Below are 21,618 nucleotides of genomic sequence, written 5' to 3'. Positions count from 1 at the left end.
CCGAAGCGGTGTGGGTCGTGAGGGATTCGCACCCGCGGTGCTTGACACTCTTGAGTTCTTGCTGCTGTTCATCCATGCCAAACAGCTAGGTGCGCGGGGTGCTTTCAGCGTCTCACCAAAAAGTTTGACGGTCAACACGATCACGCCCCGTATTGGCGGGCGACCCGGGGGTGCGCGGCCTGGAAGCGGCGGCGCTCGACTCCTGCGGGGTCCTCAGGGCGTGGCGATCATTCTTGAGTGCGGAGCCTGCCACGACAAGTGGTTCTTGGCAACCACCAGGCAATATCTGCTTCTGGCACCTGTATTCGGCAGGTTCCCGCGCCCTGGCCTGGGCCGCTTTACAGAATCGGCTCAGCGGATGGCGAACCCGTCGTAGCCGCCGCGGGGTGTGTCCCAGATCTCGGTGACGCCGACGACCCTGCCGGGCGTGTCGTCGCCCTGGAGCCAGCCGAGCAGACCCTCGCAGCACTCCCGGGAGCCCTCGGCGACCACCTGGACCCGTCCGTCGCCCAAATTGAGAGCAAAACCACTCAGGCCCCCGAGTTCGAGAGCCTTGGCCCGCGTGAACCAGCGAAAACCCACACCTTGGACGCGTCCCCGCACCCAGGCGACCATCCGCACATCCTCGCTCATGGGTGCAACCTAACCGGCCAATGTCTCTCGGGACACTTCCTCCCCTGGCGCCATGCGGTACCGTCCCCACCCAATGAATCTCATATGAAACTCACTCGTTGGGGTGAGTTGAAGTGAGCTAGGTCACCCGCAAGAGCTTATGGTGCGGGCGGCCGCAGGACGAGGAAGGCCAGAACATGGGACGCCACCGACGCGCAGACGCCGGCCGCGCCGCCACGGGACGCGCCACGGGGGTCACCGCACGAGACGGCTCGTACACGAGCAGCTACGACCCCCGGAAGTACTCGTACAGCTACGAACCGCCACAGGCTCCGGCAGGTCCGGAGGCCTACGCGGTGGACGAGCAGCCCACCTTGGGGACCGCTCCGTATCTGCGCTCCGACGACTACGCCGTGGCCGAGGCGCGCAGTGCCGCGTACCTCTTCGCCTCGGAGGAGGACTTCGCGACGGTCTTCCCGGAGCACGGGATCTCGCGCGACAAGGGCGCCAGGCGGGGCGGGTCGCGCCGCAAGAAGAAGGCCGTGACGCCGGTGCGCTCCGGTCTGCTCGGGGTCTCCGCCGCCGTCGCCATCGGCACGGTCGCGGTCGCCACGGGCGCGATGCCGGGCCTGGACAACTACCAGCTCGGCGGCGGCAGCGGCGGCGACAAGGTGCAGGCCGCGAGCACGCCGACCAACTCCGCGGCCGAGCAGGGCGGCACCTCCGGCAGCGTCCAGGGCCGCGACCAGGGTTCCTCCACGAGCCGCGACGCCGACCGCTCGGCCTCGCCCGCGACGCCGAGCCCCTCCACCTCCACGGCGGCGCCGACCGAGGCGCCGACGAAGAAGCCGAAGACGACGCCCGGCAAGCAGCACACGGCGACGCCGCCGAAGAAGGGGCAGAGCAAGCCCCCGAAGCAGAGCGCGGCTCCGGTGACGGTCTCCGCGGAGGCGGCCGCCGAGGCGGAGGTGCTCAAGCTGGTCAACGACGAGCGGGCCAAGGCCGGCTGCAGCGCGGTGTCCGCCAACAGCACCCTGTCGAAGCTGGCGGAGACCTTCAGCGAGGCCATGGCCGCGGAGGACTTCTTCGACCACACCGACCCCAGCGGGGCCACCCCGTGGGACCGGGCCTCCCAGCTCGGCATCACCACCCTCGGCGGCGAGAACATAGCCCGGGGGCAGGCCGACGCGGCCGCGGTGATGGAGGCGTGGATGAACAGCCCCGGCCACCGGGCGAACATACTGAACTGCGACTTCAAGACCCTCGGCGTCGGCGTGCACTTCGGCGCGGGCGGCCCTTGGTGGACGCAGGACTTCGGCTACTGAGAGCGTCCGCGGTCCGTCTCACGCTCACACGCGGGGAATGAGACGGACCTGTACGCCCTCGATCTTGGCCGACCACTCCTCGCCGCGCTCAAGCGCCTTGGGCCCCTCGTCGAGCATGCGCATGCGCATGAGCTCGGCCGAGGCTCTCAGCGCCTCCCACGGCGTATCGGAATCGAAGACCCGGCGTCCGCGCTCGACGGAGATGTCGAGGGCGCGGACGGCCGCCGGCACGTCGGCCGCCACCTCGCCGGCCATGCCCACGCCGTCGAGTGACCAGTAGATCCACAGGCTCACGCTGAGACGGTGCCATCACTCCGCCATGGTCGCCAGTCGCCTCGCATCTCCGGCGGCGCGGCGCGGCCCAGGACGTCGACGTTGGTCGAGGCGGCGGCGCCGGCGAAGACGCCGAGGCGGTTGAGGTCGTGCTCCGAACCCACGCTGTTGTGCCGGCCGGGGTGCAGGCCGAGGTTGACCCAGTGCATGCCGTGCTGCCCGGCGAGGGTCTGGAAGAACTGCAGGGTGTGCAGCTTGTCGCCGCTCTTGGAACCAATCCGAGCCGTCCAGCAGTGCCCACTCCTGGAATGGGCGTCACGATGACGAAAGGAAGGCACTAAGGCACTAACTTTCAGTTAGTGCAATCCGCCAGTGAGCGCTGCGTTCGAGTACGCTTCAGGGATGGACACCACGCAGGAGCTCAGGGAGGCGGACGACCTCCCGTACAACGTGTTCGCCAAGGCCTGTCCCTCGCGCGGCACGCTGGAGCACGTCACGGGCCGCTGGGGCGGACTCACCCTCTGCGCCCTCCAGGAGGGCCAGCTGCGCTTCAACGAACTGCGCCGGCGCGTCGACGGCGTGAGCGAGAAGATGCTGTCCCAGACCCTGCACGCGCTGGAGCGCGACGGTCTGGTGCTCCGCGAGGCCCAGCCGACGAACCCGCCCCGCGTGGACTACGAACTGACCCTGCTAGGCCGCGAGGTCGCCGAGCGGCTCCTCGGCCTCGTCCACCTGGTGGAAGGCCGCATGGACGACGTCCTCGCCGCGCGGGAGCGCTACGACGCGGCCCGCGGCGCCCTCTGACACTTCGGGCAGAAGTAGCTCGACCGGTTCATCCAGGGGCGGCGGCGCATCGGCGTGGCACACCTCTTGCAGGGCAGGCCCTCGCGGCCGTACGCGTCGAGGGACCGGTCGAAGTAGCCCGACTCCCCGTTGACGTTGACGTAGAGGCTGTCGAAGCTGGTGCCGCCGACGGCGAGCGCCGCGTTCATCACGTCCCGTACGTGGCCGAGGAGTTCGGCGGTGCGCGGGCGGGTGAAGCCGGCCGTCGGGCGTTCGTAGTGGACGCGGGCGCGCCAAAGGGCCTCGTCCGCATAGATGTTGCCGACCCCGCTGATCAACGACTGGTCCAGCAGCGCCCGTTTGATGGTGGTGCGCTTGCGGCGCAGCGCCTGGTGGAAGGCCTCGTCGTCGAAGAGCGGGTCGAGCGGGTCGCGGGCGATGTGCGCGATGACGTCCGGCAGGCCCTCGGGGGTGTTGTCGTGCAACGACAGCCCGCCGAAGGTGCGTTGGTCGACGAACCGGAGCTCGGTGGCCAGGTCGTCGGCGAACCGCACCCGGATCCTGAGGTGCTTCTCGTCGGGGGCCGTGTCCGGCTGGACCAGGAGCTGGCCGCTCATGCCGAGGTGCGCCAGGACGGACTGGTGGGTGTCCTCCAGGGGCAGCCACAGGTACTTGCCGCGGCGGCTCGGAACGCCGACGCGATGGTCCTTCAGACGGTGCGTGAAGTCGTCGGCACCGGCGATGTGGCGGCGTACGGCACGCGGGTGCAGCACCTCGGCGTCCGCGACGACACGGTGGGTGACCCACCGCTCCAGGCCGCGCCGGACGACCTCGACCTCGGGCAACTCGGGCATGACGACCCCCGTACGGACTGTGGATGAGCCGAGCGCCCGCCCCGGGCGGGGCGGGCGCTCAGGTTGCGCTGTACCTCGGACAGGGACTCCGCGTCAGGCGGAACCCTGCGTCAGGCGGAGACGGATGTCGGGCCTTCGTGGCCCTCCTCGGCGGCGGCCTTCTCGGCCGCCTCCTTCTCGGCTCGCTCGTCCGCCGCGGCCCGGATGGACCTCCAGGCGGACTCGGCGGCCTGCTGCTCCGCCTCCTTCTTGCTGCGGCCGGTGCCGGTGCCGTACGAGACGCCTCCGACGCGGGCGGCAGCAGTGAAGGTCTTCTCGTGATCGGGGCCGGTCTCCGTGACCAGGTACTCGGGCACGCCGAGCCCTTCGGTCGCGGTGAGCTCCTGGAGACTGGTCTTCCAGTCCAGGCCGGCTCCGAGGTTCGAGGACTTCTCGATCAGCGGGTCGAACAGGCGATGCACCAGTTCGGAGGCCGCGTCGAGGCCCTGATCGAGATAGACCGCACCGATCACCGCTTCCAGGGTGTCGGCGAGGATGGACGCCTTGTCCCGGCCGCCTGTGCCCTCTTCACCACGGCCGAGCCGGATGAAGGCGCCCAGGTCGAGCCCGCGGCTGACTTCCGCCAGCGCACGCGAGTTCACCACCGCGGCCCGCAGCTTGGCCAGCTGGCCCTCGGGCAGGTCGGGGTGGGTGGTGTACAGCGTGTCCGTGACCACGAGGCCCAGCACGGAGTCCCCGAGGAACTCCAGCCGCTCGTTGGTCGGCAGACCGCCGTTCTCGTACGCGTACGAACGGTGAGTCAGCGCACGCACCAGAAGGGCGGACTCGAGCTTGTAGCCGAGCCGCCCTTCCAGAAGCGTGTGGGACGAGGCCGTGTTGTCCGCTTTCTTCTTGGCGGATGGGTCCGCCTTGGCGTCATCCGCCTTCTTGGCAGTGGACACGGTGCCTCTCACCAGCCGCTCAGACCTCGAGGACCTGGCGCTTGTTGTAGGTGCCACAAGAAGGGCACGCGATGTGCTGCTGCTTGGGCTCGTGGCAGCGCTCGCACGCAACCAGGGTGGGGACCGCAGCCTTCCACTGCGACCGGCGGTGGCGCGTGTTGCTGCGCGACATCTTCCGCTTCGGAACAGCCACGGCTACTTCTCCTGCTTCTCGTCGACGCCCGCTTCCGCGTCAGCGCCGCTCATCTCGTCCTTCTCGCCGTCTTCGAGTGAACCGGCGAGTCCCTGCAATGCCGCCCAACGGATGTCGACGGCGTCGTGATGGTGGTCCGGGTCGTCCGTCAGCCGCGCCCCGCACTCGGAGCACAGACCCTGGCAGTCGTCCTGGCACACCGGCTGCATCGGCAGTGCGAGCACCACCGCATCACGCAGCACTGGCTCGAGGTCGAACATGCCGTCCTCGAGGAAGAGCCTGTCCTCGTCGTCCTCGGCGTCGACGTCGGGCTCCGCTGTGACACGGCCCCGCTCATCGGCGTCAGGGTACGAGAACATCTCCTGGAATTCCGCTTCGACGTCGAGCTGAAGCGGCTCCAGACACCTTACGCACTCCCCCTCGGCCTGTGCACGGGCGGTGCCTGTGACAAGCACCCCTTCCATGACCGACTCGAGCCGGAGTTCGAGCTCCACCGGGGCGCCTTCCGGCACTCCGACGACGTCCTGCAGACCGAGGTCCTTGGGAGCGTTCACCGTGCGGGACAGCCTCTGCAGCGCGCCAGGACGCCGGCCCAGCTCGTGAGTGTCGAACACGAGGGGGTTGCGGTGGTCGAGGCGAGCGTTGGGAGCCATTCCTGCTTTCGATCTGAGCTCAGAGGGACGCCGCCCTCGGTGTTCCTGGGCAGCGTTGATCGCGGACGTACGCGCGACCGAAGAGCCAGGATACCGGTCCTTTCGCTCACGGCCCAATCCGCGGGTCCCTTACTGGCCGCGACCCTGCTCGTACGCCCTCAGCTGCTCGGGCGTGATCATGCCGGTGTCGAAGAGACTGGTCTCGTCGAGAGCGTACGACTGCTGCTGATGCTCCTGCTGCTGGCCCTGGTGCTGGCCCTGGTGCTGCTGGGCCTGGTGCTGCTGCTGGGCCTGGTTCGGGTCGTACGCCGCCTGCTGGGCGTCGTAGCCCTGGTACCCGTACGGATCGGCCTGCTGGTAGCCGTAGGCGTCCTGCTGGCCGTAGCCCTGCTGCTGGTAGGCGCCGGCGTAGGGGTCGGGCTGCTGCTGATAGCCGTAGGCCGGCTGCGGCTGGGCGTAGTCCTGCTGCTGGGCGGCGGGCTGCTGCTGGGCCGCGGCGTCCTGCTCGGCGAGGGCCGCCAGGTCGGCCAGGTAGTCGGCGTCGCTGGAGTGCTGGAAGGACGTGGCGTCGTCTGCGAGGGCGCCGAGGTCGTCGCTGGCGATCCGGCCGTGCAGCTTCTGGCGGCCGCGGCCGACGGCCTCCAGGGTCTTGGCGAGAACCGCCTCGAAGGCGCCGAGCTTGACGTCCACATAGGCGTCCGCGTCCTTGCGCAGGGTCTCCGGGTCGTGGCTGCGCTCGGGGGCGTCCTCGTCCTCGTAGCCCTGCTCGTCGAGGCCCGGGCCGGTGCCGAGGAGCTTCTCGCGGCCGCGGCCGACGGAGCCGAGGGTCTTGGTGAGGACGACCTCGAAGTTGGCGAGCTTGGAGTCGACGTAGTCGTCGGCCTCGGCGCGGATCTCCTCGGCCTCCTGGCGGGCCTCGCCGAGGATCCGCTCGGCCTCGTTCTGCGAGCGGCGGGCGACCTCGGTGTCGGAGATCAGCGAGCCGCGCTCGGCGTGCGCGGTCTGGATGATCCGCTCGGCCTCCTGACGGGCCTGCTCGACCATCTGCTCACGGTCGCCGATCAGCTCCTGGGCCTGCGCGAGGGAGCCGGGCAGCGCCGCACGGACCTCTTCGAGCAGGGCGAGCAGCTCCGCGCGGTTGACCACGCACGACGCCGACATGGGCATCGACCGGGCGCTGGAGACCGCCGTGACGATCTCGTCGAGCTTCTTCTGCACGTCCACCGTGTGCTCGCCACTCTCTACCGATGTGTTGGAGACGGACGGGACGACTGTAGCCCCATCAGTCCGTGCGCAGACGCTCGTTGAGCGCCTCGAGGACCATCGGCGGGACCAGGTGGGACACGTCTCCGCCCCAGGTGGCGACCTCCTTGACGAGCGAGGACGACAGGAAGCTGTAGGTGGGGTTGGTCGGCACGAACAGCGTCTCCACGCCCGAGAGGCCGTTGTTCATCTGCGCCATCTGAAGCTCGTAGTCGAAGTCGCTGACCGCGCGCAGCCCCTTGACGATGGCGGGGATGTCGCGCTGCTTGCAGTAGTCGACGAGGAGGCCGTGGAAGGCCTCGATCTTCACGTTGCCGTACTCGGCGGTGACCTGGCGGATCAGCTCGATCCGCTCGTCGATCTCGAAGAGGCCCTTCTTGGCCTTGTTGATCATCACCGCGACGTAGACCTCGTCGTACAGACGGGAGGCGCGGGAAATGATGTCGAGGTGTCCGTTGGTGATCGGGTCGAACGACCCGGGACATACGGCGCGGCGCACTAGTGATCCCTCGCTCTCCGGTCCGGTCATCGTGCGTCTTCGCACGTAGAGGCGGCGCGACCGTACCAAAACGTTCCCTCGCCGTAGCGACGGGCCCGGATCGCCTCGAAGCCGTCCGGCCAACCGAATTCGCCACCTCGGGTGCTGCGCTCCACGGTGACGAGGGCTTCCTTCGCGAGCCAGCCTTCCGAGCGGAGTGTGAGCAGGATCTCGCGAAGATCGTGGTCCGTGACACGGTACGGAGGGTCCAGGAAGACGATGTCGTACGGGTCCGCCGGCGCCGGGGCCTGGATGATCTGTTCTGCTTTGCCCGATCTCACCTCGGCGCCGGGGAGACCGAGGCTTTTGACGTTCTCGCGGATCGTGCGGGCGGCGCGGGCGTCCGCCTCGACCAGGAGGGTGTGGCTCGCGCCGCGGGAGAGGGCTTCCAGGCCCACGGCGCCCGATCCCGCGTAGAGGTCGAGGACGCGCTCGCCGTCCAGGGGGCCGCCCAGGAGCGACTGCCAGGTGGAGAGGAGACCCTCGCGGGCGCGGTCGGAGGTGGGGCGGGTGCCATTGCCCGGCGGCACGGCGAGGCGTCGTCCGCCGGCTGCGCCGGCGATCACGCGGGTCATCTTTGGTCCTTGGCTTGGGCGGCTTTACGTTCAGTGTGGCTGGTCGCGCGGTTCCTCGCGCCCCTGAGGGCGGGCTCCCCTCTAGCCCTTGTCCAAGTACCCCTCCCTTTCGTCGTCCAAGAGGGCGTCCAGGGCCGTCCGCAGCCCCGGAAGGCTCGTCAGGTCGGGGTCCGCGGCCACGACCTGGGTCGCCTCCTCCCTCGCCTCGGCGATGACCTCCTCGTCCTCGATGACCGCGAGGACGCGGAGGCTGGAGCGGGCGCCGGACTGGGCCTGGCCGAGGACGTCGCCCTCCCGGCGCTGTTCGAGGTCGATGCGGGAGAGCTCGAAGCCGTCGAGGGTGGCGGCGACCGCGTTCAGCCGCCGGCGGGCCGGGCCGGCCTCCGGCATCTCGGTGACCAGGAGGCAGAGGCCCGGTGCCGAGCCGCGGCCGACGCGGCCGCGCAGCTGGTGGAGCTGGGAGACGCCGAAGCGGTCGGCGTCCATGATGACCATCGCCGTGGCGTTCGGGACGTTGACGCCGACCTCGATGACCGTCGTCGCGACCAGGACGTCGGTGTCGCCGGCCGCGAAGCGGCGCATGACGGCGTCCTTGTCGTCGGGGTGCATACGGCCGTGCAGCGCCTCGACGCGCAGGCCCTTGAGGGGGCCCTTCGCGAGTTGTGCGGCCACGTCGACGACGGCGAGCGGCGGCCGCTTCTCCGCCTCGTCCTCGGGGGACGCCTTGCTGCCGGACTTCTTCGGGTCGGCCGGTTCATCGATGTCGTCCCCGATGCGGGGGCAGACGACGTACGCCTGATGGCCGTTGCCGACCTCCTCGCGCACGCGCTCCCAGGCGCGGGCCAGGAAGTGCGGCTTGTCGGCGGCCGGTACGACGTGCGAGGCGATGGGCGAGCGGCCCGCGGGGAGCTGGTCGAGGACGGAGGTCTCCAGGTCGCCGAAGACGGTCATGGCGACCGTGCGCGGGATCGGGGTGGCCGTCATGACGAGCAGGTGCGGCGGCTGCTTGCCCTTGCCGCGCAGGGCGTCGCGCTGCTCGACGCCGAAGCGGTGCTGCTCGTCGACCACGACCAGCCCCAGGTCGTGGAACTGCACCTTGTCCTCGATCAGCGCGTGCGTGCCGATCACGATGCCGGCCTCACCGGTGGCCAGGTCCAGCATCGCCTGGCGGCGCGCGGCGGTCCCCATCGAACCGGTCAGCACCACCACCTTGGTCGCGTGCTCGGCCCCACCGAGCATGCCGCCCTCGGCCAGCTCCCCCATCATCTCGACGACGGACCGGTGATGCTGCTGGGCAAGCACTTCGGTGGGCGCGAGCATGGCGGCCTGCCCACCGGCATCGACCACGGCGAGCATGGCGCGGAGCGCGACCATCGTGTTGTGGGTGACGGTGAAGTTGTCGGTGACGTACGCACGGCTCGGGTGGGCGACGCTGATGCACTGCACCGGTTTGCGTCCCACGTACTCGACCGCGCGGATTCCACGCCGGAAGGTGTTGTACTTCGGCCGGGGACGCACACGGTCGGCTTTACGGGTCAGCCGGAACGGCGCGTACTCGTCGGGTAGTGCCACCGAGACGTTGAAAGCCGCTCGCTTCGGCAACACGCGCGCGCGGCCGCCCAAGGAGCGCACGATCCAGGCCACATCGTCCGCGAGCCTGCGGGATGCGGAGCACAACGAGATGCTCAGACCGTCCGCCTGGACGGTGCCGTCCGTGTCAAGGAGGCCTTGCAGCAGGGCCAGACGGTCCTTGACCGAGGAGTTCTTGTACTGGTCAGGCACGAATTTCCCGTGCGACGTCATACCCCACAGGTGCAGGTCGCGCAGGGTTTGGATCACGGGGTTGCGCACACCGCCGACGCGTCGCGTCAGCTGGATCGTGTAGTCGCAACGGGAGCCCTCCACCGGGACGAGGCGGCATTCCGGCGCCACCGCGGCTGCCACGGCGTCACGCACCTCGTCGTCCATGGTGGACAGATGCAGGTCGTGCCGGAACGAACCGTCCCCCAGGAGGACCCCGAACAGGTACGGATCCAGCGGCAGCCCGCGGTCGCCTCCGAGATCCACGGGCGTCGCCGCCGGGATGTACCACTTCGATGATCCATTGGCCTTGAACGTATCGAGCCGGATCTCTCGCGTCGTCAGGACCTTGGGAGTCTGCCCGCGATGCCATCCGCAGCTGGTACCGACGATCCAGAGGTGCTCGTCGTCGCATTCCACGGAGCTGCCGTCGGAGAGAACCAGACGCCACACGTCGCGTTCACCCTGCGGGAAGACACCGTCGATGCAGGCGATCTCCCCGTCCGGCACGACGACTTCGTCCCCTACGCCCATGTCTCCCATCCGGCGGAACCCCGTGGGTGTGAGCACGAGCGAGTCGAGGGGCTGCGCCTTGCCGGACCCGACCTCCCCCTGCAGCAGCCGGTGCATCGGATGTTCCGTCGCCAGGTCGTCGAAGATCTCCTTGGAGACCTTCTGCTGGCCGTCGGTGAGGGTGAAGGGGAGGCGGGCGTCGAAGGCTGTGAGGAGGCCGGCCCGTCTGGGTTTGCGGGCCACCGCCGGGAGTTGGGCGTCGGCGTGGCGGCGGCGGGCAAGGGCGACCTGGAGGACGAAGGCCTCGTCCCACTTGAGGCGGGAGCGGGCGTCCTCGATGTCCGCCTTGGTATGGGGGCGGTGGATCTTGAGCAGGGCCTCGCGGAGGGCGACCAGGCCGCGGCCCTCGCGGAGGGCGGGCGGGAGCGGGTCGACGGCGTCCTGGGCGGTGGGCAGGACCGTCTGGAGGGCCTTGCCGATCTTCCAGGACTCCAGCTTGGCGGTGGCGGGGTAGATCGGGATCAGGGCGCCGGCCCAGGTCTCCACCGTCTCCTCGCCTTCGCCGCGCAGCAACTCGTAGGCCGGGTGGGCCAGTTGGAGGCGGCGGTTGAAGACGGAGACCTTGCCCGAGAACATCGCGCGGGTGCCCGGCAGGAGCTCCTTGTGGGGCTTGTGAACGCCGTTGCCGAAGAAGACCAGTTGGAGGCGGCCGCTGCCGTCGGTGATGGTGACCTCCAGCCGCTGGCCCTTGCCGCGGGGGGCCCTGGCCGAGGCGAAGGTGTGCAGGCGGGCGTCGGCGACCATCGCGACCACCGTGACGTGCTCGTCCATCGGGAGGTCCGCGAGGTGGGTGAGCTGGCCGCGCTCCTCGTATCTGCGCGGGTAGTGGTGCAGGAGGTCGCCGACGGTGTGCAGGCCGAGGTGCTCGGCCATCACCTTCGCGGTGGCGGGGCCGAGCACCGACTTCAGCGGCTGTTGCAGTGGTTCTTGCAGTGCGGGCACGAGATCCATTGCACACCACGTCACTGACAATCCCGTATACGTCCCGGGAAACCCCTGGTCAGGCGGCTGGTTCCGGCCGTAGGATGGCGCGCTCCGGCCATGCCGCGGTCACCGCCCCACCAGGACCGCCCGACCCCGCGCCGTGCTCCCTCCTCCCACCGGCGCTGCGACGATGGACTCCCAGACCTCACAGTCATCCCAGCCGTCCCAGTCACCTCATACGTTCCAGGTCGACCTGCGTGGCCTGGTGGACCTGCTCTCCCATCACCTCTACTCCAGCCCCAAGGTCTATCTGCGCGAGCTGCTGCAGAACGCCGTGGACGCCATCACCGCCCGGCGTGCGGAGCAGCCCGACGCGCCGGCGCGGGTGCGGCTGTACGCCGAGGCGGGCACCCTGCGCGTCGAGGACACCGGCGTGGGTCTCACCGAGGCGGACGTGCACGACCTGCTGGCCACCATCGGTCGCAGCTCCAAGCGGACCGACCCGATCGCCGACGGGCTTCAGGAGGTCCGCTCCGACTTCCTCGGGCAGTTCGGCATCGGCCTGCTGGCCTGCTTCGTGGTCGCCGGGCGGATCCGCGTGGTCAGCCGCAGCGCCCGTACGCCGGACGCGGCTCCGGTGGAGTGGACGGCGAGCGACGACGGTTCGTACACCGTGCGGACGCTGCCGGACGAGGCCCGGCCCGAACCGGGCACCACCGTGCACCTGGTGGCACGGGCGGGGGCCGGCGAGTGGCTCACGCCCGGGCGGGTGCTCACGCTGGCACGGGACTTCGGGTCGCTGCTGCCCTACGACGTCCGGGTCGGCGACGAGGCGGTCACCGATCTGCCCGCGCCCTGGGACCGTCCGTACCCCTCCCCCGCCGCCCGCCGGGTGGCCCTGGCCCGGCACTGTCACGACCTGTTCGGCTTCACGCCGCTGGACACGATCGGGCTGGACGTGCCGCTGGCCGGGATCCGCGGGGTGGCGTACGTGCTGCCGTCGGCGGTCAGCCCGGCCCAGCGGGCCACGCACCGGGTGCACCTCAAGGGCATGCTGCTGACCGAGCGTGCCGAACAGCTGCTGCCGGACTGGGCGTTCTTCGTGCGGTGCGTTCTGGACACGGACAGTCTGCGGCCCACGGCCTCACGCGAGGCGCTGTACGAGGACGAGACGCTGGCCGCCGTACGGGAGGCGCTGGGCGAGAGGATCCGGTCCTGGCTGACCGGGCTAGCGGCCGGCGATCCGGAGCGGCTGTCGGCCTTCCTGTCGGTGCACCACCTGGGTGTGAAGTCCCTGGCACGGCACGACGGGGAGATGCTGCGCACGATGCTGCCGTGGCTGCCCTTCGAGACGACCGACGGGCGGCTGTCCCTGGAGGAGTTCGCGCAGCGGCACCCGGTGGTGCACTTCACGCGGACCGTGGAGGAGTACCGGCAGGTCGCCCCGATCGCGTCGGCGCAGGGCGTCGGGGTGGTCAACGGCGGTTACACGTACGACAGCGAGCTGGTCGAGGCGCTGCCGTCGGTGCGGCCGGGGACGGTGGTCGCCGAGCTGGACGCGGACACCGTGACGGCGCATCTGGACTCGGTGGACGCGGCCGACGAGCTGGCGCTGTCGGAGTTCCTGGCGGCGGCTCGGGCGACGCTGGACGCCGTGGGATGTGACATCGTGCTGCGCGCCTTCCACCCCCTCTCGGTCCCCGCCCTCCACCTGGACGACCGGGCCGCCCGCCACGAGCAGGCCCGCGCCGAGGCCGAGGAACGGGCCGACGACCTGTGGGCCGGGATCCTGGGCTCGCTGCGGGGCGGCGCCCCCCGCGCGCGTCTGGTGCTCAACCACCTCAACCCGCTGGTCCGCAGGATCAGTTCGCTGCGCGACCCGGAACTGATCGGCACCGCCACGGAGTCCTTGTACGGGCAGGCGCTGCTGATGGCGCAGCGTCCGCTCAGGCCGGCGGACACGGCGCTGCTGAACCGGTCCTTCCTCGGCCTGCTGGAATGGGCGACCCACGGTGAATCCGATGCGACGGGCGACTCCACGGGGGGCGGTTTTTGATGAGTGAGATCACGGACTTCGACTCCCTGCGCCGGGAGATGGCGGAGAACGCCGAGCGTCCGGAGGGCCCGGCCCGCAACGCGCGCGCGGAGCAGCTGCTCGCCGAGGCCGAGAAGCTGGGCGTCCCGCTCGCCGTGATCGAGGCGCTCGGGCACCAGCTGAAGGTCTACAACTACAGCTCCGAGAAGGACAAGATGTTCGTCCCGTTCGCGCGTCTGCTGCGCATGTGGGACGAGCGGCCCGAGGACTTCGACGAGTACGAGGTGCACTCGCTGCACTGGGTCTTCAAGTGGATGTCGTCCGGCATGCTCGACCAGCCGCACGTGCCGCTGGCCTCGATCGAGAAGTGGCTCGGCGAGATGGAGCACCGCTACCGGCTCGCGGGCCACTCCGAACGGGCCGTGCGCGGCGCGGAGTTCAGCGTGGCCGCCCATCTCGGTGACGTCCCGCGCGCGGAGCGGGCGTACGCCGCCTGGCTGGCCGCCGACCGCGACAGCATGGCCGACTGCCATGCGTGCGAGCTGCACGAGCAGGGCTGGTGGCAGGTGCGGCAGGGGCACGACACCGAGGCGCTGGAGCTGTGGGCGCCGGTCCTGGAGGGGCGCTTCACGTGCGCCCACGAGCCGCACGCGGTCCTCGCCTCCTCGCTGGTGCCGCTGCTGCGGCTGGGCCGTACGGACGAGGCGCGCGCACACCATCTGCGGGGCTTCCGGCTGGTGCGGGGCATGGAGAGCATGCGGGGCGCGTACGCGGACCACGTCGAGTTCTGCGCGCTGACCGGCAACGAGGCGCGCGGTCTGGAGCTGCTGGCGGAGCGGCCCGCGTACTTCACGGACACCGGGCAGCCGCGCAGCCGGCTGGACTTCCTGAGCGTGGTGACGCTCCTCATGGAGCGCCTGGACGCGGTGGGGCTGGGCGGGCGGCAGGTGCCCGGACCGGCCGGCCGCACATGGACGGCGCGCGAACTCGCCGCACACGCGCGTGCGGAGGCCCTCGCCCTGGCCGTGCGTTTCGACGAGCGCAACTTCACCTCCTACGTCAGTGAGCGGGCACGCGCGCGTATGGCGCAGCCCCCGCTGGTGGAGCGGCTGCCGCTCGGGGTGCGCACGGCACACCGGGTGTCCGCGGCCGCTGCGGCGGCGCCGGCTCCCGTGACCGTGGAGGCACCGGACCTGCCCGCCCTGCTGGCCGAGGCGCGCCGGATGTCGGACACCCTGCAGCCGAACGCGATGGACGCCTGGGCGGCGGTCTCGCGTGCCGCGGCGGACGCCGAGCTGGAGGCCCGCGACCGCGCGGAGATCGCCGACCACGAGGCGATGGACCGGGGACCCGAGGGCGCCGGGCTCTTCGAGCGGGCCGCCGAGCTGTACGCCGAGGCGGGCGACGCCGGGGAGGCGCTGGCGGCACGCACGCGTGCGGCGTACGTACGCGCGCTGGCGGGCCGGGTGGACGAGGCGCTGGCGGCGGTCGAGGAGCCGTACGACCAGGTGCTGGCGCTCTACGCCGAGGACGCGACGGGCGTGCGGCAGACGGCGTCCGTGCTGATGGGGCGGGCGCGGATCGTGATGCGGCGGGTGCTGGACGCCGACGGGACGGCCGGCGAGGCGGCCGGTGAGGCGGTTCTCGCCGAGGCCGAGGCCGCCGTGCGCGAACTGCTCGCGCTGGTCGGCGGGTACACCGGGGACGACGTACGGATCGCCTCGCGCGGCGCCGAGGCGCAGGCCATGCTCGCGGAGCTGGCGGTGCGGCGCGGGGACCTGGAGCCGGCGGTGGAGCTGTTGGGGCGGGCCACGGCCGCGTTCGTCGAGGCGGGGCTGCCGTGGTTCGCGGTGGAGTACGAGGCGCGGCTCGCGGGGCTGTCCCACCACCTGGGCGACATCTCCGGGGCGGAGCGGGCGCTGCGGGCGGCGCTGGAGCACGGCGGGGCGCATCTGGAGGCCGTCGGGCGGGCCCAGTTGCATCTCCAGCTCGGTGAGGTGCTCGGCGGTCGCGGGCTGTCCGTGGAGGCCGCCGAGCACGCCCTGGAGGCGGCGCACTGGGCCGACGAGGCGGGCGAGAGCCGGACCCTGGGCGCCTGGGCGCGGCAGCAGCTGGGCGGGTTCCTGCTGCGGCAGGGCCGGTTCGCCGAGGCTGCGGAGGTGCTGGAGTCGGCGCTGCCCGACCTGAGCGCCGAGACGCACGGCGACGGCGCGGTGGTGCAGACGCAGTGGTGGCTCGGCGACTGTCTGAGCGAGCTCGGGGAGCACCGTGCGGCGGCCGAACGGCGGCTGCAGGCCGCCGAGATCGCCCGGCACTGGCCCGAGCAGCACGACCACGCGACGCTCGCCCATCTCGCCGGCGAGTCCCTCGGGGCGGCGGGACAGCCCGCCGACGCCGACCGTGCCTACGCGCGCGCGGGCGAGCTGTGGCGCTCGCTCGGCAACGTGCACGGCCTGGTCCGCTCGCTGCGCGCACGCGCGTGGCTCGCGCTGCGGACGGAGGACGGGGCGGGCGCGGCACGGGAGTCGATGGCGGACGCGGTCCGGGAGTGCGAGGCGGCTCTGGGCGCGGCCGGGACCGATGAGGGGGCGCGGCAACGGCTCGTCGCCGAACTCGGGCACACCCACCGCCAGTTCGGCGACCTGCTCGCCCGTTCCGCCGCCGAGGACGCCGACGACGACTCGATCCGGGGCGCGCTCGAGGACGCCCTGGCCCAGGTCACCGAGGCGGTCGCGGTGTTCGCCTCCCTCGGGGACGACGCCCTGGACAGCCGCACCGGCGCGGAACTCGCCGCGGGCTGGCTGGAGGCCGACCTCGGCCGCCCCGCCCGGGCGGCGGCACATGCGCGTGCGGTCCTCGCGGCGTACGACGGCGCGGGCGACGAGGACGAGACGGCGCAGGAACGACGGTCCGAGGCCGAGCAGATGGTCCAGGTGCTGAAGGAGCAGGGGGCGGGCTGACGCGGGGGGCAGGGCGGCGCAGGCGGTGCTACTCCACGCCGATCAGGAGCAGCGCCCCCTGGCGGCCGCCCCGGTAGACCACCGTGTCCACGGCGAGGTACGACTCGCGCACGCGTGCCTCCAGGCGGTCGGCGACGGAGTCGGGGGCGTCGTCGCCGAGGACCAGGGTGACGAGTTCGCCGCCGGCCTGGAGCATGCGGTCGAGGACGGCCTCGGCGATGGCGATGACGTCGGAGCCGATCACCGCCACGTCGTCCTCGACGAGGCCGAGGACGTCGCCGGCCTGGCAGATGCCCGCCATGGTCCAGGACTCGCGCTCGGCGACGGCCACTTCGGCGTACCGGGTCGCGCCCGCCGCCGAGGTCATCGACACGACGTCCTCGTCGAAGCGGCGCTCCGGCTCGTGCACGGCGAGCGCCGCGATCCCCTGGACCGCGGACCGGGTGGGGATGAGGGCCACGCGGATGCCCTCGGTGCGGGCCTGCTCGGCCGCCGCGGCGGCGGTGTGCCGCAGGTCGGCGTCGTTGGGCAGCAGCACCACCTCCAGCGCGTGGGCCCGCCGTACGGCGTCGACGAGCTCTCCGCTGGCGGGCGCCTCCCCGGGCCGCGCGAGCACGGTCGTGGCGCCGGCCTCGGAGTACAGCCCGGCCAGGCCCTCGCCCGGCACGACGGCGACCACCGCGCGCTGGACCCGCTCCCGGGGCGGCCGTTCGCCCCCGCGCGTGTGGACGTCGCCGAGCCCGAAGTGGGTGATCCGGATCCGGTACGGCCGCCCGGCCTCGACGCCCGCCTCCACGGCGGCGCCCGCGTCGTCCACGTGCACGTGCACGTTCCACAGCCCGTCGCCGCCGACCACGACGAGCGAGTCCCCGAGCGCGTCGAGGCGGGTCCGCAGCCGCGCCACGGACGCGTCCTCCGCCTCCAGCAGGTAGATCACCTCGAACGCGGGGCCGCCGTCCTCCGGGGAGGCGGCGCAGTCCTCGTCGGCGAGGACCTCGGCCTCGGCGCCCGCCGTGGCGGCCGGCCCCCGCATCGCGACCGCCGAGGCCGCGACCGGCCTCGGCGCCTCCCCCGTGAACGTCTCCACCAGTGCGGCGAGCACCGCGACCAGCCCGCGCCCGCCCGCGTCGACCACCCCGGCGCGCCCCAGCACGGCCAGCTGCCCCGGGGTCGCGGCGAGCGCGGCGCGCGCTCCCTCGTAGGCCGCCCGCGCCACCGCCCCGCAGTCGCCCTGGGTCCCGGCGGCGGCGTCGGCGGCGGCCGAGGCGACGGACAGGACCGTCCCTTCCACGGGGTGGGCGACGGCCTGGCGGGCGGAGTCGGCCGCCCGCCGCAGGGCGAGCCGGAGGCCGGAGCCGTCGGTGTGAGGCGTCTCACCGTCGGCGGCGAGCACCTGCGCCATACCGCGCAGCAGCTGCGCGAGGATCGTCCCGGAGTTCCCCTGGGCGCCTATCAGTGCGCCGTGCGCCATCGCGCCCGCGGCGTCGGCCAGCGTCGGCTTCCCCGAGGCTCCGGTCCCCACCTCGTGAGCGGCGAAGACGGCCTCCACCGCCGCGACGGCGGACTCCACGGTCAGATAGAGATTGGTGCCCGTGTCCCCGTCGGCGACGGGGTAGACGTTGATCGCGTCGATCTCCTCACGCGCGCGTCCCAGCGCCTGCAGCGCGAGGCCGCACCAGGAGCGCACCGCGAGAGCATCGAAGAATGTCTGCGGCACCTGCGCCACCTGCGCCTCCTTGAGCTGTGAATGGGACGCAGCGTAGACCCCGGGGCGGTGTCCGCCGGAAGAGGGCCTGGAGCGGAGCCCTGATCAGCCATGGTAGTTTCGTTGTACTGGCGCAGTCGTTGTATGCTGCTCCGGTTGCCCGACACCGATCGGGCCTCTACACCTGGCACCGCCACTCAGATCTCTGATCCTGCGATCTCGATCCCGGCATGCCGGGACCCAACCGTAAGTGCATCTGAAGTCTTTGGAGTGACCCGTGGCTGCCAACTGCGACGTCTGCGGCAAGGGGCCGGGCTTCGGCAACAACATCTCGCACTCTCACCGCCGTACGCCCCGTCGCTGGAACCCGAACATCCAGCGCGTGCGTACTGTGGTAGGCGGGACGCCGAAGCGCGTGAACGCTTGCACCTCGTGCATCAAGGCCGGCAAGGTCTCGCGCTGACGCCCACAGCTGAGCGCGCGGCCACTGCTGGTTCGCTGCACTGAGCCGGTCCACCCTCGGGTGGGCCGGCTTTTTGCTGTGCCCGAAAGCCACCCTCGGCACCGCGGCGACCTGCCAGAATCATGTGAATGCGCTTCGGCATCCTGGGCCCCCTGGACGTACGCACCGACGACGGCTCCCCACTGGACCCGGGCGGACCCCGCCCCCGGGCGCTGCTCTCCCTGCTGCTCCTCGACGCCGGCCACCCGGTGTCCACGCAGCGGCTGACCGACGGGCTCTACGGCGCCGAGCCGCCCGCCGGGGCCGCCAACGCCCTCCAGTCGCAGATCTCCCGGCTGCGCGGGCGCCTGGCTCCGCACACCGACATCGAGGCGGTCGCCGCCGGCTATCGTCTCGCGGCGCCGCCCGACTCCGTCGACGCCCACCGCTTCGAGCACCTCTCCCAGGAGGGGCGGGCCGCCTCCGCCGCCGGTGACCACGCGCGCGCGGCGGCCCTGCTCCGGGACGCGCTCGCCCTGTGGCGCGGCCCGGCGCTGCCCGACCTGCCGGACGCGCACGCCGAGAAGGCCCGGCTCGACGAGCTGAGACGGGCCGCCGTGCAGGACCGGATCGAGGCGGACCTCGCGCTCGGCGGCGGCCCGGAGCTGGTACCGGAGCTGCGGGCGCTGCTGTCGGAACACCCGCTGAGCGAGCGGCTGTACGGGCAGCTGATGCGGGCGCTGCACGCGAGCGGGCGTCCGGCCGAGGCGCTCACGGTGTACGAGGACGCCCGGCGCACGCTCGCGGACGAGCTGGGCGCCGATCCCTCGCCCGAGCTGTCCGCGCTGCATCTGGAGCTGCTCCAGGGCGGTGCTGAGGAGCGGCGCCGCCTGCCCGTCCAGCTGACCCGCTTCGTCGGCCGCGAGGGCGAACTCGCCCGGATCGCCGCCCTCCTGGCGGCCGACGCCCGTCTGGTCACGCTCACCGGCCCGGGCGGCGCGGGCAAGACCCGGCTGGCGATCGAGACGGCGCGGCAGCATGCGGGAGTCTGCTTCGTCGAGCTGGCGCCGCTCGCCGACGGCACCCGCATCCCGTACGCCGTCCTGACCGCGCTCGGGGTGCGCGAGGGCTTCCGCACGCCCGCCACCGACGGCACGGACCGGCTGCTGGCGGCGCTGGAGGACCGCGAGCTGCTGCTCGTCCTCGACAACTGCGAGCACCTGGTCGAGGACGCCGCCCGCGTCGCCGCGCTGCTGCTCGGCACCTGCCCCGGCATGCGCGTCCTCGCCACCAGCCGGGAGTCCCTCGGGATCACCGGCGAGATGCTGGTCCCCGTGCCACCGCTGCAACCGGAGCCGGCGGAGCGGCTCTTCGTGGACCGCGCCCGCGCCGTACGTCCCGGTTTCGGGTCCCACGCGCGCGTGCCCGGCATCTGTGCCGCCCTCGACGGGCTCCCCCTCGCCATCGAGCTGGCCGCGGCCCGGCTGCGCACGCTGACCCCGGACGAGCTGGCGGACCGCCTGGACGACCGGTTCCGGCTGCTGTCCCGGGGAGACCGCTCCAAGGCGCCCCGGCACCGCACCCTGCGCGCGGTGGTGGAGTGGAGCTGGGACCTGCTCGACGAGGAGGAGCGGGAGCTGGCGCGGCGGCTGACCGTGTTCTCCGGCGGCGCGACGCTGGAGGCGGTGGAGGCGGTGTGCGCGCTGCCCTACCCGGAGGACGTGCTGGCCTCGCTGGTCGAGAAGTCGTTCCTGGAGGTGTCCGAGGGGCGCTACCGGATGCTGGAGACGATCAGGGCGTTCGCCGCGGAGGACCTGCCCGCGCGGGGCGATCTGGCGGACGCGCACGCCGGGTACTTCCTGCGACTCGCCGAGCGTGCGGAGCCACAGCTGCGGGGCGGCGGTCAGCTGCCCTGGCTGGACCGGCTGACCGCCGAGCACGGCAACCTGGTCGCGGCGCTGCGGCACCTCGTCGGTGGCGCCCCCGAGGACGCCCTGCGCCTCGCGGCGGCCCTGTCCTGGTTCTGGCGGCTGCGCGGGCTGCACGGCGAACAGGTGGCCACCGCGCGGGAGTTGCTGACCGCCATCGGGGACGCCCCGCCACCGGGCCTGGCGGAGGAGTACGTCCTGTGCGCGATCAACACGCTCTCCGGCGAGGGCGACGCCCCTGACCTCGTCGCACGCGTGGACACCGTCCTCGACGCATACCGGGGGCCGCTGCGGCTGCCGTACGTCCTCGTGCTGTGGTCGGTGGCGGCCGGTCCGCGCCCCTACGCCGACGACCACGCCCTGGCGCTGGCCGGCAAGGAGCCCTGGGCGCGGGCCCTGCTGGACGTGGGACTGGGCTTCCGGGCGCAGTTCGCGGGCCGGCCGCGGGATTCCGAGGCGAGCTTCGCGCGGGCGCTGGAGGGCTTCCGGGCCGTGGGCGACCGCTGGGGCATGGCCAACTGCCTCGATTCGCTGGGGATGTTCGCCCACGCGCGCGGGCAGGCACGGCGCGCGCTGGAACTGCTCGACGAGGGGCTGGCGTACGTCCGGGAGCTGGCCTCCCCGGAGGAGACCGCGGACCTGCTGCGCACCCGCGGCACCGTCCTGCTGCACGGTGGCGACCAGGCGGGCGCCGAGGCCCACTTCGCGCAGGCGCTGACGCTGGCCCGCGGCGCCGGGCTCCCCGACAAGGCGGCGGCGGCGCGGCGCGGCCTCGGTGACGCCGCGCGGCTCGCCGGGGACACGGCACGCGCGCGCGTGCACTACGAGAACGCCCTCCAGGAGTGTGCCGCCAACTGGTTCAGTGTCGGCGAGACGGTCCGCATCCTCATCGGGCTCGGCCGCACGGCCGTCGCCGAGGGGCATGCCGAGGAGGCCCGCGAGTGGTTCCGGCAGGCCGCGGAACTCGCCGTCGAGGGGCCGGGTGACCTGGAACTGGCCGACGCGGCCGAGGCGCTGGCGTCCGTCGCCGGCTCCGCCGAGCGCGCCGCCGTCCTGCTCGGCGCCGCGAGCGCCCTGCGCGGCATGCGCGTCGAGGGCGACCCCGACCTCGTACGGACCGAGAGGCACGTACGCGAAAAGCTGTCGCCCGAGGCCTACGCGCAGGCCTTCGAGCAGGGCGGACGGCTGCGGTCAGCGGCGGTCAGCGAACGGTAGGAGGACGGTCAGCGCGGCCGCCGAGG

At 72.2% G+C, this 21,618-nt stretch carries 17 protein-coding genes and 1 pseudogene; 6 read left to right on the top strand and 12 right to left on the bottom strand.

Going from position 1 to position 21,618, the window contains the following annotated elements; translation table 11 throughout:
* Nucleotides 1–351: 351 nt before the first annotated feature.
* On the bottom strand, nucleotides 352–633 hold the full coding sequence (locus tag ACGFYN_RS17755; protein WP_393866730.1) for an acylphosphatase: 282 nt from the start codon (nucleotides 631–633) through the stop codon (nucleotides 352–354).
* Nucleotides 634–809: 176 nt separating this feature from the next.
* On the opposite strand from ACGFYN_RS17755, the gene ACGFYN_RS17750 reads away from it, so the two are divergent.
* A complete protein-coding gene (locus ACGFYN_RS17750) occupies nucleotides 810–1,937 on the top strand; it encodes a CAP domain-containing protein (RefSeq protein WP_393866729.1) in 1,128 nt (375 codons plus the stop codon).
* 24 nt (nucleotides 1,938–1,961) lie between these two features.
* Here ACGFYN_RS17750 and ACGFYN_RS17745 read toward each other — a convergent pair whose 3' ends face one another.
* Both ACGFYN_RS17745 and ACGFYN_RS17740 read right to left on the bottom strand, forming a co-directional pair.
* Complete coding sequence (locus ACGFYN_RS17745) at nucleotides 1,962–2,231, bottom strand: hypothetical protein (protein ID WP_393866728.1); 270 nt, start codon at nucleotides 2,229–2,231, stop codon at nucleotides 1,962–1,964.
* A gap of 74 nt (nucleotides 2,232–2,305) precedes the next feature.
* Nucleotides 2,306–2,485 (bottom strand): annotated as a pseudogene (locus ACGFYN_RS17740) (NADPH-dependent FMN reductase); the annotation flags it as partial.
* Nucleotides 2,486–2,612: 127 nt separating this feature from the next.
* Here ACGFYN_RS17740 and ACGFYN_RS17735 point away from each other — a divergent pair.
* The gene (locus tag ACGFYN_RS17735) at nucleotides 2,613–3,014 is read left to right on the top strand and encodes a winged helix-turn-helix transcriptional regulator (RefSeq protein WP_393866727.1); all 402 of its coding nucleotides are present in this window, start codon (nucleotides 2,613–2,615) and stop codon (nucleotides 3,012–3,014) included.
* On the opposite strand, the gene mutM is transcribed toward ACGFYN_RS17735, so the two are convergent.
* The 8 genes from mutM to ACGFYN_RS17695 all read right to left on the bottom strand — a co-directional run bounded on the left by mutM (nucleotide 2,987) and on the right by ACGFYN_RS17695 (nucleotide 11,334).
* On the bottom strand, nucleotides 2,987–3,847 hold the full coding sequence (gene mutM / locus ACGFYN_RS17730) for a bifunctional DNA-formamidopyrimidine glycosylase/DNA-(apurinic or apyrimidinic site) lyase (RefSeq protein ID WP_393866726.1): 861 nt from the start codon (nucleotides 3,845–3,847) through the stop codon (nucleotides 2,987–2,989). The genes ACGFYN_RS17735 and mutM overlap by 28 nt on opposite strands.
* Before the next feature lie 110 nt (nucleotides 3,848–3,957).
* The gene (gene rnc / locus ACGFYN_RS17725) at nucleotides 3,958–4,800 is read right to left on the bottom strand and encodes a ribonuclease III (RefSeq protein WP_393866725.1); all 843 of its coding nucleotides are present in this window, start codon (nucleotides 4,798–4,800) and stop codon (nucleotides 3,958–3,960) included.
* Between the two features lie 7 nt (nucleotides 4,801–4,807).
* Nucleotides 4,808–4,981: a 50S ribosomal protein L32 gene (rpmF, locus tag ACGFYN_RS17720; protein ID WP_003951102.1), complete on the bottom strand. Its 174-nt coding sequence runs from the start codon at nucleotides 4,979–4,981 to the stop codon at nucleotides 4,808–4,810.
* Between the two features lie 2 nt (nucleotides 4,982–4,983).
* Nucleotides 4,984–5,634 (bottom strand): YceD family protein, encoded by a 651-nt coding sequence (locus ACGFYN_RS17715; RefSeq protein WP_393866724.1) that lies wholly within the window; start codon nucleotides 5,632–5,634, stop codon nucleotides 4,984–4,986.
* A gap of 129 nt (nucleotides 5,635–5,763) precedes the next feature.
* Complete coding sequence (locus tag ACGFYN_RS17710; RefSeq protein ID WP_393866723.1) at nucleotides 5,764–6,858, bottom strand: cell division initiation protein; 1,095 nt, start codon at nucleotides 6,856–6,858, stop codon at nucleotides 5,764–5,766.
* A gap of 58 nt (nucleotides 6,859–6,916) precedes the next feature.
* Nucleotides 6,917–7,396 carry a pantetheine-phosphate adenylyltransferase gene (coaD, locus tag ACGFYN_RS17705; RefSeq protein WP_393866844.1) on the bottom strand — a complete coding sequence of 160 codons (480 nt, stop codon included), beginning with the start codon at nucleotides 7,394–7,396 and terminating at the stop codon, nucleotides 6,917–6,919.
* Nucleotides 7,397–7,422: 26 nt separating this feature from the next.
* Nucleotides 7,423–8,010, bottom strand: a complete 588-nt coding sequence (gene rsmD / locus ACGFYN_RS17700) for a 16S rRNA (guanine(966)-N(2))-methyltransferase RsmD (RefSeq protein ID WP_393866722.1) — start codon at nucleotides 8,008–8,010, stop codon at nucleotides 7,423–7,425.
* Nucleotides 8,011–8,091: 81 nt separating this feature from the next.
* The gene (locus ACGFYN_RS17695) at nucleotides 8,092–11,334 is read right to left on the bottom strand and encodes a helicase-related protein (RefSeq protein WP_393866721.1); all 3,243 of its coding nucleotides are present in this window, start codon (nucleotides 11,332–11,334) and stop codon (nucleotides 8,092–8,094) included.
* 163 nt (nucleotides 11,335–11,497) lie between these two features.
* Here ACGFYN_RS17695 and ACGFYN_RS17690 point away from each other — a divergent pair, with 163 nt between their 5' ends.
* Nucleotides 11,498–13,363, top strand: a complete 1,866-nt coding sequence (locus ACGFYN_RS17690; RefSeq protein ID WP_393866720.1) for an HSP90 family protein — start codon at nucleotides 11,498–11,500, stop codon at nucleotides 13,361–13,363.
* The gene (locus ACGFYN_RS17685) at nucleotides 13,363–16,302 is read left to right on the top strand and encodes a tetratricopeptide repeat protein (RefSeq protein ID WP_393866719.1); all 2,940 of its coding nucleotides are present in this window, start codon (nucleotides 13,363–13,365) and stop codon (nucleotides 16,300–16,302) included. Before ACGFYN_RS17690 ends, ACGFYN_RS17685 begins: the two co-directional genes overlap by 1 nt.
* A 28-nt stretch (nucleotides 16,303–16,330) precedes the next feature.
* On the opposite strand, the gene ACGFYN_RS17680 is transcribed toward ACGFYN_RS17685, so the two are convergent.
* Nucleotides 16,331–18,028 carry a DAK2 domain-containing protein gene (locus tag ACGFYN_RS17680; RefSeq protein WP_393866718.1) on the bottom strand — a complete coding sequence of 566 codons (1,698 nt, stop codon included), beginning with the start codon at nucleotides 18,026–18,028 and terminating at the stop codon, nucleotides 16,331–16,333.
* A gap of 256 nt (nucleotides 18,029–18,284) precedes the next feature.
* Between ACGFYN_RS17680 and rpmB the strand changes: the two genes are divergently transcribed.
* Both rpmB and ACGFYN_RS17670 read left to right on the top strand, forming a co-directional pair.
* A complete protein-coding gene (gene rpmB / locus ACGFYN_RS17675; RefSeq protein WP_004924906.1) occupies nucleotides 18,285–18,470 on the top strand; it encodes a 50S ribosomal protein L28 in 186 nt (61 codons plus the stop codon).
* Nucleotides 18,471–18,598: 128 nt separating this feature from the next.
* Nucleotides 18,599–21,592, top strand: coding sequence for an ATP-binding protein (locus tag ACGFYN_RS17670; protein WP_393866717.1), 2,994 nt, complete (start codon nucleotides 18,599–18,601; stop codon nucleotides 21,590–21,592).
* Nucleotides 21,593–21,618: the final 26 nt, after the last annotated feature.

Source organism: Streptomyces sp. NPDC048419 (genome assembly GCF_043200415.1).
Lineage (GTDB): Bacteria > Actinomycetota > Actinomycetes > Streptomycetales > Streptomycetaceae > Streptomyces.
Note: the sequence above shows the minus strand (reverse complement) of the source record. Positions and strands in the feature narration are given on the sequence as shown.

What these genes read in the sequence shown, in the direction of transcription:
- ACGFYN_RS17755 (WP_393866730.1), bottom strand. Translation starts at nt 633, where the DNA reads ATGAGCGAGGATGTGCGGATGGTCGCCTGGGTGCGGGGACGCGTCCAA.
- ACGFYN_RS17750 (WP_393866729.1), top strand. Translation starts at nt 810, where the DNA reads ATGGGACGCCACCGACGCGCAGACGCCGGCCGCGCCGCCACGGGACGC.
- ACGFYN_RS17735 (WP_393866727.1), top strand. Translation starts at nt 2,613, where the DNA reads ATGGACACCACGCAGGAGCTCAGGGAGGCGGACGACCTCCCGTACAAC.
- mutM (WP_393866726.1), bottom strand. Translation starts at nt 3,847, where the DNA reads ATGCCCGAGTTGCCCGAGGTCGAGGTCGTCCGGCGCGGCCTGGAGCGG.
- ACGFYN_RS17715 (WP_393866724.1), bottom strand. Translation starts at nt 5,634, where the DNA reads ATGGCTCCCAACGCTCGCCTCGACCACCGCAACCCCCTCGTGTTCGAC.
- rsmD (WP_393866722.1), bottom strand. Translation starts at nt 8,010, where the DNA reads ATGACCCGCGTGATCGCCGGCGCAGCCGGCGGACGACGCCTCGCCGTG.
- ACGFYN_RS17695 (WP_393866721.1), bottom strand. Translation starts at nt 11,334, where the DNA reads ATGGATCTCGTGCCCGCACTGCAAGAACCACTGCAACAGCCGCTGAAG.
- ACGFYN_RS17690 (WP_393866720.1), top strand. Translation starts at nt 11,498, where the DNA reads ATGGACTCCCAGACCTCACAGTCATCCCAGCCGTCCCAGTCACCTCAT.
- ACGFYN_RS17685 (WP_393866719.1), top strand. Translation starts at nt 13,363, where the DNA reads ATGAGTGAGATCACGGACTTCGACTCCCTGCGCCGGGAGATGGCGGAG.
- ACGFYN_RS17670 (WP_393866717.1), top strand. Translation starts at nt 18,599, where the DNA reads ATGCGCTTCGGCATCCTGGGCCCCCTGGACGTACGCACCGACGACGGC.